General features: G+C 33.1%; 11 protein-coding genes. 8 read left to right on the top strand and 3 right to left on the bottom strand.

From position 1 onward, the window contains the following. Positions 1 to 12 precede the first annotated feature (12 nt). A complete protein-coding gene (locus tag JS605_RS16495; RefSeq protein ID WP_203258829.1) occupies positions 13 to 2,199 on the bottom strand; it encodes a glutamine synthetase III family protein in 2,187 nt (728 codons plus the stop codon). Between the two features lie 274 nt (positions 2,200 to 2,473). On the opposite strand from JS605_RS16495, the gene JS605_RS16490 reads away from it, so the two are divergent. The 8 genes from JS605_RS16490 to JS605_RS16455 all read left to right on the top strand — a co-directional run bounded on the left by JS605_RS16490 (position 2,474) and on the right by JS605_RS16455 (position 13,461). Continuing rightward, positions 2,474 to 3,496 (top strand): glutamine synthetase beta-grasp domain-containing protein, encoded by a 1,023-nt coding sequence (locus JS605_RS16490; RefSeq protein ID WP_203258828.1) that lies wholly within the window; start codon positions 2,474 to 2,476, stop codon positions 3,494 to 3,496. Positions 3,497 to 3,669: 173 nt separating this feature from the next. Next, the gene (locus tag JS605_RS16485; RefSeq protein WP_239000384.1) at positions 3,670 to 5,796 is read left to right on the top strand and encodes an OstA-like protein; all 2,127 of its coding nucleotides are present in this window, start codon (positions 3,670 to 3,672) and stop codon (positions 5,794 to 5,796) included. 3 nt (positions 5,797 to 5,799) lie between these two features. Further along, positions 5,800 to 6,993 carry an aspartate aminotransferase family protein gene (locus tag JS605_RS16480; protein WP_203258827.1) on the top strand — a complete coding sequence of 398 codons (1,194 nt, stop codon included), beginning with the start codon at positions 5,800 to 5,802 and terminating at the stop codon, positions 6,991 to 6,993. A 151-nt stretch (positions 6,994 to 7,144) separates the two neighbouring features. Further along, a complete protein-coding gene (locus JS605_RS16475) occupies positions 7,145 to 8,533 on the top strand; it encodes a tetratricopeptide repeat protein (RefSeq protein ID WP_203258826.1) in 1,389 nt (462 codons plus the stop codon). 42 nt (positions 8,534 to 8,575) lie between these two features. Then, entirely contained in the window at positions 8,576 to 9,496 is a 921-nt protein-coding gene (locus JS605_RS16470) for a DUF368 domain-containing protein (RefSeq protein ID WP_203258825.1), read from the top strand. Next, entirely contained in the window at positions 9,496 to 10,512 is a 1,017-nt protein-coding gene (locus JS605_RS16465; protein WP_203258824.1) for a DUF368 domain-containing protein, read from the top strand. Before JS605_RS16470 ends, JS605_RS16465 begins: the two co-directional genes overlap by 1 nt. Continuing rightward, positions 10,505 to 11,248: a shikimate dehydrogenase family protein gene (locus JS605_RS16460; RefSeq protein ID WP_203258823.1), complete on the top strand. Its 744-nt coding sequence runs from the start codon at positions 10,505 to 10,507 to the stop codon at positions 11,246 to 11,248. The genes JS605_RS16465 and JS605_RS16460 overlap by 8 nt, the downstream gene beginning before the upstream one ends. A gap of 254 nt (positions 11,249 to 11,502) precedes the next feature. Continuing rightward, the gene (locus tag JS605_RS16455) at positions 11,503 to 13,461 is read left to right on the top strand and encodes a DUF349 domain-containing protein (RefSeq protein ID WP_203258822.1); all 1,959 of its coding nucleotides are present in this window, start codon (positions 11,503 to 11,505) and stop codon (positions 13,459 to 13,461) included. A 20-nt stretch (positions 13,462 to 13,481) separates the two neighbouring features. Here the strand turns inward: JS605_RS16455 and JS605_RS16450 are convergent, their stop codons facing one another. Beyond that, entirely contained in the window at positions 13,482 to 14,153 is a 672-nt protein-coding gene (locus JS605_RS16450; RefSeq protein WP_203258821.1) for a Crp/Fnr family transcriptional regulator, read from the bottom strand. Positions 14,154 to 14,246: 93 nt separating this feature from the next. Further along, positions 14,247 to 14,672 (bottom strand): DUF5606 family protein, encoded by a 426-nt coding sequence (locus JS605_RS16445; protein ID WP_203258820.1) that lies wholly within the window; start codon positions 14,670 to 14,672, stop codon positions 14,247 to 14,249. Positions 14,673 to 14,728 lie beyond the last annotated feature (56 nt).

Raw genomic sequence — 14,728 nt, 5'->3', positions numbered from 1 at the left:
TGTTATTCTACTTTAACGGGTAAATAGCAGCTCCCTGTACTTAGTTAAGGGCCATAGTTCATCATCAACCAAAAGTTCCAATTTGTCGCAATGGTACCTTATATCTGTTAAAAATGGTTTTACATTATCACAATATGCTTCTGCTTTCTTTGTAGCATCCTCTATTGTATTTGCCCTTTTACGTGCATCAATCATAGTGGTAACATTTTTATTTATCCCATCAATATGCTCTGAAATGGCTTTGATAAGATTCATTTGTTCTTTAGCCAATTCAACATAATTTTTATCAAAAATGGATTTTAGACCTTTAACGTTATCAATTAAAATATTTTGATACTTTACCGCCGTTGGTACAACATGATTACGAGCAATATCCCCAAGCACCCTACTTTCAATTTGAATGTAGTTAATATAAGCTTCCATTTCCACTTCATATCGGGCTTCTGATTCTATTTTACTCATTACCCCCATTTCTTCAAATAAATTTACTGTGCTTTTATGCAATTTTACTTTTAAGGCTTCCGGGGTTGTTTTATTGTTACTTAAACCTCTCTTTTTGGCTTCAGCTTCCCAAGCTGCACCATAACCGTTACCTTCAAATAAAATATCTTTTGATGAACTAATGTATTCTCGTAAAACATTAAAGACAGCCTCGTCTTTTTTAAGATTCTTTTTATCAATCAATACATCTGCTTCTTTTTTAAATTCTTTTAACTGTTTAGCTACAATGGTATTTAAAACCATCATGGGGTTACCACAATTTTCTTTGGAACCTACTGCTCTAAATTCAAATTTGTTTCCCGTAAATGCAAATGGCGATGTTCTATTCCTATCGGTATTATCCAATAATACATCTGGAATTTTACCAACTACATTTAGTTTTAAATCTGTTTTTTCCTGAGGCGATAATTTCCCTTTGGTAACACCCTCCAATTCCTGTAATACCTTTGTAAGTTGTTCTCCAATAAATACAGATATTATTGCTGGAGGCGCTTCATTGGCACCTAATCTATGGTCGTTACTTGCTGATGCAATAGAGGCTCTTAATAATTCTTCATTTTCATATACCGCTTTAATGGTATTGATAAAAAAGGTTAAAAACTGAAGGTTACTCATTGGAGTTTTACCTGGTTTTAAAAGGTTTATACCTGTATCTGTTAATAAAGACCAATTATTGTGTTTTCCTGATCCATTAATATTTGCAAAGGGTTTTTCATGTAATAACACCTTAAAATTATGTCGGGAAGCCACACGCCCCATAACATCCATAAGCAGTGAATTGTGATCTACTGCTAAGTTAGCTTCCTCGTGTATTGGAGCTATCTCAAACTGATTTGGTGCAACTTCATTATGTCGTGTTTTTGCTGGTATGCCTAAAAGCATACATTGGTTTTCTAAATCTCGCATAAAATTCAATGCTCGGTTAGGAATAGATCCAAAATAATGATCATCTAACTGTTGGCCTTTGGCAGAGGAATGCCCCAGCAAAGTTCTACCTGTTAAAGTAATATCTGGCCTGCAAGCCGCAAGGTTTTTATCAACCAAGAAATACTCCTGTTCCCAACCCATTGAGGAAGTTACTTTTTTTACATTTTTATCAAAATACTTACACACATTAGTAGCTGCATCATCTATGGCATGAAGCGCCCTTAGCAAAGGTGTTTTATAATCTAAAGCCTCACCTGTATACGCCACAAAAATAGTAGGGATACAAAGTGTTGTTTCATAAATAAAAGCTGGCGAGGTAGGATCCCAAGCTGTGTATCCTCTAGCTTCAAAAGTATTGCGAATACCACCGCTAGGAAAACTGGAAGCGTCTGGCTCTTGCTGTACTAACTGACTTCCTCCAAATTTTTCTATGGCACCTCCATTCTCTAAAGTTTCAAAAAAAGCATCATGCTTTTCTGCAGTGGCACCGGTTAATGGTTGAAACCAGTGTGTATAGTGGGTTACCCCTTTAGACAATGCCCAATCTTTCATGGAAGACGCCACTTGATCCGCAACAGTCCTACTTATTTTTTTTCCGTCTTCAATTGCACTACTAACACCTTTAAAAGCATCTTTAGTAAGATATTGGCGCATGGTGTTTTCATTAAACACATTGGCGCCAAACAACTCAGATCTTTTACCTTCTTCAATAAAAGTAACAGGTTTATAGCTTATGGATTTTTTAAGTGCATGGAATCGTAAAATAGCCATTATAAATTTTGTTTAGTTTGTCAAAAAAATGAAAATACAAAAATAACGTATATGGTTAAACATAACAGCTCCATAATACAATTTTTATAGTTATCAATATTTCAATATTTATATAAAAAACTATACTTTTTTTAAAATAAACCATAAAAAAATGGGGTATAAATAAAAATAACATTGTCTTTTACGAAAAGCCCCCCTAATAATTCAAAGTATCTTAATAAAAAATTATATTTGTTCGGATTAATAAAAAATACACATCAATAAATCAATAATTATGGCTAAAATTAAATTAGAATACCTTTGGTTAGATGGTTATAAACCAACTCAAAATTTAAGAAGTAAGACTAAGGTAGAAGAGCACGAAGATTTCAAAGGTACATTAGAAGAAATAGGAAACTGGTCTTTTGATGGATCTTCAACAAGACAGGCTGAAGGTGGAGCGTCAGATTGTATCCTAAAACCTGTTGCTATTTATCCAGATCCAGAAAGAAGAAATGGATATCTGGTAATGACTGAGGTTTTAAATGCAGATGGAACACCACACGAATCTAACGGTAGAGCCACAATTGATGATGATGATAATGATTTCTGGTTTGGTTTTGAGCAAGAGTACTTTATTATGGATACTCATACGCAATTACCTTTAGGATTCCCTATTGGAGGATATCCTGCACCACAAGGTATGTACTATTGTTCTGTTGGAGGTAAAAATACTCACGGAAGAGATTTAGTTGAAGAGCATGCAGATTTATGTATAGATGCAGGCTTAAACTTTGAAGGTATCAACCAAGAGGTTGCTTGCGGACAGTGGGAATTCCAATTGTTTGCTAAAGGAGCTAAAAAAGCAGGTGACGAAATTTGGGTTGCAAGATATTTACTAGACCGTTTAACTGAAAAGTACGGTTACTACATTGAGTACCATCCAAAGCCATTAGGAAAAGATATGGACTGGAATGGTTCTGGTATGCACGCTAACTTCTCTAACACTACGTTAAGAACAGCAGGGAAAAAAGAAACTTACGAAGCTATTTGTGAAGCTTTCCGTCCAGTGGTAAAAGAGCACATCGAAGTTTACGGAGAGTTTAACGACCAACGCTTAACAGGTGAGCACGAAACACAATCTATCAACGAATTCTCTTATGGAATTTCTGATAGAGGTGCTTCAATCCGTATCCCTGTTGCTACAGTAGAAAGTGGTTGGAAAGGTTGGTTAGAAGATAGAAGACCAGCTTCTAACGGAGACCCATACAAAATTGCCGGAAGAATTATTAAAACAGTTAAATCTGCAAAAGTTTAATTCTTAATAAATTAGTTAAATCTCAGGAAACGCTTCAAATACTTGAAGCGTTTTTTGTTTTATAGTTTTTCATTACTAAAAAATATGGCAAGATAGACTAGAACACCTTTATAACTATTTTAACAATAGAAACATTATTTTAATCGTTATTTTTGCCACAAACCTATATAATCTTGAAGACGTTTTTTAGTATCTTATTATGTTCATTCTTGTGTTTAATCACAATAAACATCAAAGCACAACAGAAAATAGAAATAAAATACTCAGGATTTCTAACTTATGATGAAGACCAATATCCAGGAGCAAGGATATTAACCAGAGACGATTCAGAACAAGTACACATATTTCACGGAGGAACGGATATGTGGTGTGATAAAGCTTATTATTATGGCAATGATAATTTTATCGAAGCCTATGGTAATGTAAAGATGATACAGGGAGATACTATAAACATGACCTCAAAATATGTTGAATACAACGGAGAAAGCCAATTCGCATTTGCAAGTGGCGATGTTATTTTAACAGACCCAAGCTCTACCATAACCACTGATACTTTGTATTTTGACAGGGAACGCCAACAAGCGTTCTATAGGAGTTATGGAACAGTAGTTAAAGACTCCTCTGGGACCATTACAAGTAAAATAGGTCGTTATTACATGCAAGATAAGAAGTACCGTTTTGTTGAAGATGTGGTGCTTACAAATCCTGAGGCAAAAATTGTCACAAATTATTTTGATTTTTATTCTGATACAGGACTCGCCTATCTCTTTGGCCCCTCTACCATTACTACAGAAGAAAGTGTGACTTATTGCGAAAAAGGCTTTTATGATACCAAAGCCAAAACAGGTTATGCCATGAAAAATGCCAAAATTGATTATGATGGTAAAGAAATAGTTGGGGATAGCTTGTATTTTGATCAGAATAGGAATTTTTCGTCTGCAACAAATAATATAAAAATCACAGATACATTAAACAACAGTGTTGTTAAAGGACATCATGCAGAAGTATTTAAAGCAAAAGATTCAATTTACATTACAAAACGTGCTTATGCTATAACTGAACAAGAAGGAGACTCTTTATATATTCATGGGGATACACTTATGGTTACAGGAAAACCAGAGAAACGCATTACCAGAGTTTTTAGAAATGTTAAACTTTACAAGTCTGATTTAAGTGGAAAAGCAGATTCCATTCACGTAAACCATGAAAGTGGTTTAACACAACTGATAAATATCAATGCCCCTGGAACCAATGCGGCATTCTCTACTGCCAGAAAACCAATTTTATGGAATTTAGGTAATCAAATGACTGGCGACACCATACATCTACAATCAGATACTGAACGAGACAAACTAGACTCGCTAATTGTATTTAACCACGCGTTTTTAATAAGTAAGGATACTTTGGGTGCTGGGTTTAATCAAATTAACGGTAAAAAATTGGTTGGTTTGTTTAATGAAGACAATGAACTTTATCATGTAGATATCATAAAGAATGCACAATCTATATACTACTTAAGAGACGAAAATGGAGAATTGGTAGGTATAGACAAATCAAAATCAGGTTTAATTAATATATTAATCCACGATAACGCTATTGAAGAAGTAAGAAAGATAAACCAAGTAGATGGCGATATTTATCCAGAATTAGAATTTCCTAAAAATGATAAAATTTTAAAAGGTTTTGACTGGCGAGAGGAAGAACGTCCCAATAGTGTAGAAGATTTATTTAAAGATGACCCACCTCTACAATTACCTGTAATCAAAGGTTTGGATGATTACATTCCAGAGGATGATTTTTTTGATGCATTAACAGAAAACAGAATTAACTTATCCAAACATAAGCGTTCTATTAATAGCAACATCAGTAATGAGAATAATCTTCTTAAACAAAGCAATGGTTTTAACAATAGTGAATGGTCCAAAAGAAATATCAAAATTACACCAGTAAAAGTTTCTGCTCCAATATCAAACAAATACGCCACTAACATTGTTGGCACGTCTAGAAATAAACTTGATGGATACTTGATTCAAGAGGTAAACAAAACATCAGGAACCTTTAAATTCTCAATTTGGGCAAAAGGCAATGGGACAATAAGTATTGGACTTCAAAAAGGAGGGGGTAATTATTCTTACTATGAAAAAAAGAAAATTGACTTAACCAATACCTGGAAATTATATGAAGTAGTTGCAAAAAAGTCTGATGACGGAGAAAAAATAAGATGTGTCGTAAATGGAATTCTTAATGGTAACAGTATAGATTTATTTAGCCCGTCTTTGGAAAATATTAGCTCTCAATAATTAGTGAAAAGTGAATTCTTAAAATACCAAGCACAAACTACCCCTCATCCTTTGGCTATGGAGGTCTCCCATGCAGATGGATGTTACATATACGACATCAATAATAAAGCCTACCTTGATTTTGTTGCTGGGGTATCTGCCTGTCCTCTAGGGCACAACCACCCTAAGATTAACAACGCCATTCAAAGCCAGTTAAACAAATATTTACACGTAATGGTGTATGGAGAATATATACAAGAACCAGCCGTAGCACTTACAAGGTTATTAGCTGAGAATTTACCTAACCCATTAGAAAAAACTTACCTTACAAATTCGGGAACAGAAGCCATTGAGGGGGCATTAAAGCTAGCGAAACGTGTAACAGGAAGAAGCGAAATTATTGCAGCAAAACATGCATACCATGGAAATACCATGGGAGCTTTAAGTGTTATGGGATTTGAAGAACGTAAGCAAGCCTTTAGACCATTACTTCCAGATGTTAGATTTATTGAATTCAACAATGAAGATAATTTAGATCTTATTACATCCAAAACCGCCTGTGTTATACTGGAAACTATTCAAGGAGGGGCTGGTTTTATTGAACCTACTGGCAACTATCTTGAGAAGGTTCGCAAAAAATGCAATACTACAGGTACGCTTTTAATTTTAGACGAAATACAACCTGGCGTAGGTAGAACTGGAAAACTTTTTGGATTTGAACATTATAATTGTATTCCTGACATTTTAGTTACTGGGAAAGGACTTGGTGGAGGGTTACCAATTGGAGCTTTCACTGCTTCAGCTAAATTGATGGATTTACTTATGGACAATCCAAAACTTGGACATATTACCACTTTTGGAGGGCACCCTCTTATTGCCGCATCTGCCCTAGCCACTTTAAAAGAGATTACAAAAACAGATTTAATACTGCAAACATTAGTCAAAGAACAGTTATTCCGTAAACTACTTAAACATAAACTCATTAAAGAAATTAGGGGCAAAGGATTAATGCTTGCAATACTACTTCCCTCTCCTGAAATTGCAAATACCTTAGTTTTGGAAAGCCAACACCATGGTTTAATACTTTTTTGGCTGTTATTTGAGCCAAAAGCTGTTAGAATCACTCCTCCTCTTACCATTTCAGAGCAAGAAATTACCAAAGGGTGCCATATTATATGCTCACTTCTAGATAAAATAGCTGTAAAAGAAAACATTTAATTGTCTGATACATAGACCCTCTGGATTATTTCGTTACAAAAGTATAATGATTTGTTCATTACTTTGTTAAAAACATTTATTGTTAGATTCTGGATTTCATAAGAGAGAACATTATTTTTATCTTAGTTGAACAGTACACACAAGCGTGTTTATGGAGTTTAGTCATAGCGACAACAACAATTTGCCTCTCACTAAGTTTGAATCGATGTTAAAAACAAACCATGTTTTGTTTTTTGATTCTGAAGAATTTGAAAACATCATTCATTACTATCTTAACCAAGGAAAAATAGCTTTAGCTAAAAAAGCGATAAAACTTGGGTTAGAACAGCATCCCTCCTCCATAAACCTTAAACTTTTTAATGTTGAAATTCATGTGTTTGAGAATAATCTTGAGACTGCCAACAATCTTTTAGATGAGCTCTATCTATTAGAGCCTCACAATGAGGAAATCTTTATACAAAAAGCTAATATCCTCTCTAAGGAAGATAACCATGAAAAAGCTATTGAGGTGCTTAAACTTGCTCTCGACTTAACAGATGATGTTGTAGATATATACTCTCTAATAGGTATGGAATATTTGTTTTTAGATGCCTTTGATGATGCAAAAACATATTTCATGAAATGTCTTGAACAAGATATTGATGACTATTCTGCCCTATACAATGTTATTTACTGCTTTGATTATTTAGAGCAACACGATGAAGCCATAGATTATCTAAATATCTTTTTAGATAAAAACCCCTATTGTGAAGTGGCATGGCACCAATTAGGAAAACAATATATCACTTTACAAAAATACCAAAAGGCTCTTGCTGCTTTTGATTTCGCAATAATCTCTGATGATACCTTTATTGGAGCATATCTTGAACGTGGAAAGGTATTAGAAAAACAAGGCAAATATGATGAGGCTATTGAAAGCTATGATGTTACTCTTAAACTGGATGATCCTACATCATTTGCGTTATTAAGAATAGGGAGTTGTTATGAAAAATTAAAAAAATATGATTTAGCGCTTCAATATTTTTACAAAACAGTGCATGAAGATCCATTGTTAGATAAAGGTTGGATTGCTATAACTAAATTTTACAAGAAAAAGAAAAACTTTCAAAAAGCACTATACTATATAAATAAAGCTATAAATATAGATGCAGATAACGTTAACTACTGGAAGTTGTATGCGCAAATAAATTATTGTTTGAATTTCTATGAAGAAGCAGAACGAGGTTACAAGAAAACACTCGAGTTAGGTAACTACGAACTAGATACATGGATAGCCAGAGGCGATTTATTATTAAAACTAGGAGAAGCACAAGCGGCCATATTTAATTTTGAGCAAGCTTTAGAGTTTTATCCTGATAATGCAGAGATCCAATATCGCTTAGGAGGTTTATTCTTTACAGTTCATGAAAAAAGTAAAGGCATGTATTACATCAAAAATGGTTTAAAGAACAATCATGAGTTTAGCTTTATTATTGATGAATTGTTTCCTAAACTACTTGATAATGACCAAGTAAAGACATTGATAAATTCCAAGTCATAAATTCCTTCAAATTATATACCTTTGATTTTTTAAAATCATGGTATGCAACGACGATTATTCGATTATATAATTATTGCCTTAAAAGGTGTAGCCATGGGAGCTGCAGATGTAGTTCCAGGAGTTTCTGGAGGAACTATTGCTTTTATATCAGGAATCTACGAGGAGATAATTACCTCATTAAATAATATAAATTTTTCTTTACTTAAAACACTAAAAACCAAAGGTTTTAAAACCACTTGGACACAGTTAAACGGAAATTTTTTATTGGCGCTCTTTACAGGAATTGGAATAAGTGTATTATCTCTTGCTAAAATTTTAAAATGGATTCTGGAGCACTATCCTATATTTATTTGGTCATTTTTCTTTGGGTTAGTCTTGGCAAGCATACTTTTTGTTGGAAAACAAATTAAAAAATGGAGCGCACCAATTATCATTGGTTTAATTACTGGCGCAATTGTAGCATATTATATTACCACTATTCCCTCTATTAGTTCCCCAAACTCTAGCTGGTTTTTATTTCTAGCAGGTGCTTTGGCCGTTTGTGCAATGATTTTACCAGGTATTTCAGGAGCATTTATTTTAGTACTACTGGGGGCATACAAGCCTATATTAGAGGCAGTAGACTCTTTTAACATAAAAACCATTTTTATAGTGGGATGTGGGGCTATTGTTGGACTCTTATCATTTTCAAAATTACTAAAATGGCTTTTTAACAGCTATCAAAATATTACACTAGCAGTACTTACAGGTTTTATTATTGGGTCTTTAAATAAAATTTGGCCATGGAAAAACGTACTAACCTACCGTACGGATTCTCATGGTGTAAAAGTTCCGTTTTTAGAAGAAAGTATATCACCTTTTTCTTACCAAGGAGAAAATTTTCTATCATACGCTATTATTTTAATGATTCTAGGTTTTTTAACTATTTTTATTCTTGAAAAGGTTGGTAGTAAAAAACAATAATGAATCACACTAGATCTTTCAATGATAAATTATTTCTAGTATTAAAAGGACTAGGTATGGGTGCTGCCAACAAGGTGCCTGGTGTATCTGGTGGTGTGGTAGCATTTGTTGCTGGGTTTTACCAAGAGTTTATATATTCTTTAAAAAAAGTAAACGGTAAAGCGTTTAAGCTTTTAATCAATGGAAGGTTTAAGAGCTTTTTCAATTACATTAATGGCCGCTTCCTAGGACTACTTTTCCTAGGTATGATTATAAGTTACTTTAGCATTTCAAAAATCCTTGACTATCTTATTTTACATTACGAACTTTATGTTTGGAGTGTGTTTTTTGGAATGATTATAGGATCTATCTACTACATAAACAAAGATTTTAACGACTGGAATAATAAAACAATTTTATCAATTTGCCTGGGAATAGCCATTGGTTTAGGCATAAGTTTTTTAAACCCCGCTAAAGAAAATGACAATTTATTATTCGTTTTTTTCTGTGGCATTATTAGTGTATCAGGAATGACGCTTCCAGGGTTTTCGGGGTCATTCATTTTAATTTTATTAGGAAATTATGTGCTTCTATTAATAGATTCCGTGAATGCGCTTTACGATACAATATCTGATACGTTTAGTGGCAACTTCGATTTTATTTATAACGAAACTCGTATAAGAATGTTAAAGGTTTTAGCAGTTTTTACTCTAGGTTCAGTTACAGGTCTTGTTACATTCTCCCATGTGCTAAGCTATATTTTAAAACACTACAAAAGTATAACTACAGCATCAATAATAGGATTCATCATTGGGTCTCTAGGTGTTGTTTGGCCTTGGAAAAAAACCATTTATAAGTATTTAGACAATGGAGCGTTAATGTTAGATTCAAGAGGGGAAAAAATTATAGAAAACTACAAACGTTACATACCAGAATTAACCACTGAAACTTATATTGCCATTGGTTTTATACTTCTGGGTTTAATGATTGTAATTGCACTTGAAATCTACGGACAAAAACAAAAAAAACATGTGTAAACTAGGACTTTTAGGTAAAAACATATCATATTCGTTTTCTCGAAACTATTTTAAAAACAAGTTTGAAAAAGAAAATATCACAGGTGTTAGTTATGAGAATTTTGATATTGATACCATTGAGAAGTTTCCCAAAATTATAAGTGAAACTAAAGGCATCAAGGGTTTTAATGTAACCATACCATACAAGGAAGAAGTTATTCCCTATCTAGATAAACTAAACAAAAAGGCTAAAGCCATTGGTGCAGTAAATACCATAAAAATTACTAAAAAAGGCAAATTGGTAGGTTACAATACAGATTGCTATGGTTTTATTAACTCCTTAAAGCCTTTTTTAAAAAAACACCATAAAAAAGCTTTAATATTGGGGACTGGTGGCGCAAGTAAAGCTGTGATTTATACATTAAGAGAAAAAGGTATTATTTGCCATTATGTTTCAAGATCAACCAAAAAAAATGTAAAATACACTTACGATGATTTAGATGACAAGGTTATCTCTGGATATCAAATTATAGTAAACTGCTCTCCTGTGGGTACATTTCCTAAAGTAGAAGACTGCCCAAAAATCCCCTACGAATCCATCACGGAAAAGCACATTTTATTCGATTTAATTTACAACCCTGAAGAAACAAAGTTTTTACGATTGGGCAAACAAAAAGGAGCTACAATCATTAATGGACTTAACATGCTTAAACTTCAAGCAGAAAAAGCATGGACTATCTGGAACTTAAATAAATAAAAATTTCTTGAAACTAGCTACCGCTGGAGTAAATCATAGCAATATTTCGCTTGTTGTATTTTTTAACCTAAGGGCAAAAAATTAAAAATTTACCATTTGGGTTCTCGTTTTCTTAAAAAGAACAATTTCAGCTAAAAACCCATATGTAAGCATCGGTAAATTCTTTTCGATTAAAACCACTCTCGTTTTTTGTAAATACTTTAGTTGTTAGTATCTTTAAAAAAAAAGTGTATAAACCCTAAACATTTGTTAAAATGTCTGAGCGAGATAACCTGCAAGAAGCAGATGGAAAAAAAGAGAATGCCGAAGCTATTGAAGCAGTAAAAACTAATAGCGAACAAACAGATGCCACCGATTCTAATTCTGAAGAGGAAATAGTTAAACATGGCACCGAAAACACTTCCACAGAAAAAGAAGAAGACGGTATTGAGGAAATTGAGGAATCCAATGCAGAAGATGCAGAAGATGAAGGCAACAAAGAGCGACATACCATAGAGTTTAAAGAGTATGATAAAATGTCTTTGGAAGCCTTAGCCATCGAACTAGAAAAGTTACTTAAAAAAGAAAAAGTTCAAGCTATAAGAAGTCACGTTGATGCTATAAAAAATGAATTTAATTCAAAATTCAACGCGCTTATTGATGAGAAAAAAGCAGATTTCATAAATGATGGGGGCAACGAAATAGATTTCTATTATTCTAGCCCAGTTCAAAAACGGTTCAAATCGGCTTACAGGGACTACCGAAATAAACTCAACGATCATTACAAAAATATTGAGCAAAACTTAAAGCTAAACCTTCAAAAAAAACTTGATATTATTGAAGAACTTAAGGGGTTAATTAATGTTGAAGAAAACATCAACACTACCTACAAACACTTTAAAGAATTACAAGAACGTTGGAGAAATACAGGACCGATCCCAAGGGATAAATATAATAATGCGTGGAACAGCTACCATCACCATGTAGAAATATTCTATGATTTTTTACATCTAAATAGAGACTTACGCGATTTAGATTTTAAACACAATTTAGAAAAAAAACTCAAAATTATCGAGCTTGCTGAAGAATTAGGTAAGTATGATGACCCAATGCGTGCATTTAGAGAGTTACAAGAATTGCACAAAATGTGGAAAGAAGAACTCGGACCTGTGGGTAAAGAACATCGAGAAACCATATGGGAACGTTTTAAAGCTGCTACAAAAGTAGTTAACGATAAAAAGCAAGCCTACTTTAAAGAAATTGATAAAGTTTATGAAAAAAATCTAGAAAAAAAGGAAGAAATTATTTCTGAAATCATAGATATTACCTCTAATCCTGCGAACTCTCACGGAGGTTGGCAAAAGAAAATAAGGGAAATAGAGGTATTAAGGGAAAAATTTTTTAACGCTGGAAAAGTCCCCATAAAAGTAAATGAAGCTACTTGGGCTAAATTTAAAGAAGCGGTTAGAAGTTTTAATAGAAAGAAAAATGCATTCTATAAAGACCTGAAAAAGGAACAATACCAAAATCTACAAAAGAAGAAAGAGCTTGTTAAAATTGCTGAAGACAATAAAGACAGTGAAGATTTTGATGCCACTACTCCTTTGATGAAAAAAATTCAGAGCGACTGGAAAAAAATTGGTCATGTACCAAGAAAGGAAAGTGATAAAATTTGGAAACAATTCAAAACTGCATGTAATGCTTATTTTGATAGGTTGCACAGCAAACGTAATGAGGCTAATAAAGAATTTATTGAAGCTTACAACAAAAAACAAGAACTTCTCGAAACACTCAGAAATATTAAACTATCTAAGGATAAGGACAAAGATTTAACGGTTATTAAAGACCATATTAATACTTGGAAAACACTTGGAAGAGTACCTAATGACAAACGCTTTATTGAAGGAAAGTTTAATAAAGTTGTCGATGAACTATTTTCTAAATTAAATATTGATAAGACCGAAGCAGAAATGATAAAGTTTGAAACCAAGCTTGAAACTTTACACAACAATGATGATAACAACAGAAGTTTGGATAATGAACTTTCTTTTATTCGCAAAAAGATAGACGAGGTAAAAAGTAAGATCAATCAACTAGAAAACAATCTACAATTTTTTACGAACGTTGATGATGACAACCCTCTTGTAAAAGAAGTAAATACTAATATTACCAAACATAAAAAAGAGCTCGAACTCTGGAAAACAAAACTAAGCAAGATAAAGAAGATGTATTAGTGTTTACATTTAGCTTACACTTAGGCTGATCGTGCGTAAATCCTAATTTCTTTTCTATTAAACTCTAGTATATTTTCTCCTTTTAATTCATTTAAAAGGGTGTTTAGAGTGGGTCTGGATGTACCAATCAATGAAGCGAGGTCTTTTTGTGTATAGGGATGATGAATTACTTTATCACCTGTTTTTTCACAATCATAACCATAATCAGTACAAAGTTCATGTAAAAACTCCATTAGACGTGTTTTAGTATCTTTAAATAAAAGTAGTTGCAATCTTCTCTCTAAACGCTTTAGTTTAAAACCTATGAATTTGTAGACCTTAAAACTAAACGTTTGATTATCCCTCATAAGGTTGTGCATAGTCTCTACTCCTATTGGGCATATACTTGTAGAATTGTCAATAGACATGGCAAATTCCTCTCGTTTGGATTCGCCTAGAATTGCAGTTTCTCCAAACAATTCGCCTCGGGTTAATATGGCTTTTACCACCTCTTCTCCATCTTCATTATAATACCCAAGCTTTACCTTTCCTTTTTCAATAAGGTAAACTTTATTTGCAGAGTCCTCTTCAAAATAGATATAATCTTGTTTTTTATAAGCATCGAAATTATGATCGACTTTATAAGCTTTAAATTTATGCGGACATAAAACTTTGAAAAGGTTAGTGTCTTCAAAAAACCAAATGGACTTCATTGTTTACACTTTTATGAGTAAGATGTCGTAAACAATATGTAATACTTACATTAAGCGCATAAAAAAACCTCCGATCTTAGGGAGGTTGTAGTGTTATTCTTCTTCGTCACTTGATGTTTCTTCATCTTCATCAAGTAAACCTAGCATGTCATGCTTCTGTAAAAGATTATACCATTGTATTACCTTTTTTATATCGCTAGCATATACCCTGTCTTCGTCATAATCAGGTAATACATCAAAGAAATATTCTTCAAGTTTATCCTTACCATCTTTTGGGCCAACACTAGAAGGCTTACCTTCTTCTTTTGCATTAATTTTACCTAAAACCTCATATAATGGTACTTCTTCAGTAAGCGTGTAAATAGCAATCTCACTTAAAACACTAACGTTATTTTGTAAACTTATAGATAGGCGTTTACCATCTATTAAAGATTCGGCAACAAAGCCTCCTCTAGTTTGTGTTACTAATTTATAAAGTCCAGGTTTTCCTGATATGGCTAAAACTTTTTCTAAGCCCATAATTTATTTTATTTTTAGAGAGGCGCAAATATCATATTTTTAAATATAACGCAAAA

This window comes from Hyunsoonleella ulvae, from assembly GCF_016827605.1.
GTDB lineage: Bacteria > Bacteroidota > Bacteroidia > Flavobacteriales > Flavobacteriaceae > Jejuia > Jejuia ulvae.
The sequence above is the reverse complement of the archived record's forward strand: the minus strand, read 5'-3'. Positions and strand labels throughout refer to the sequence as shown.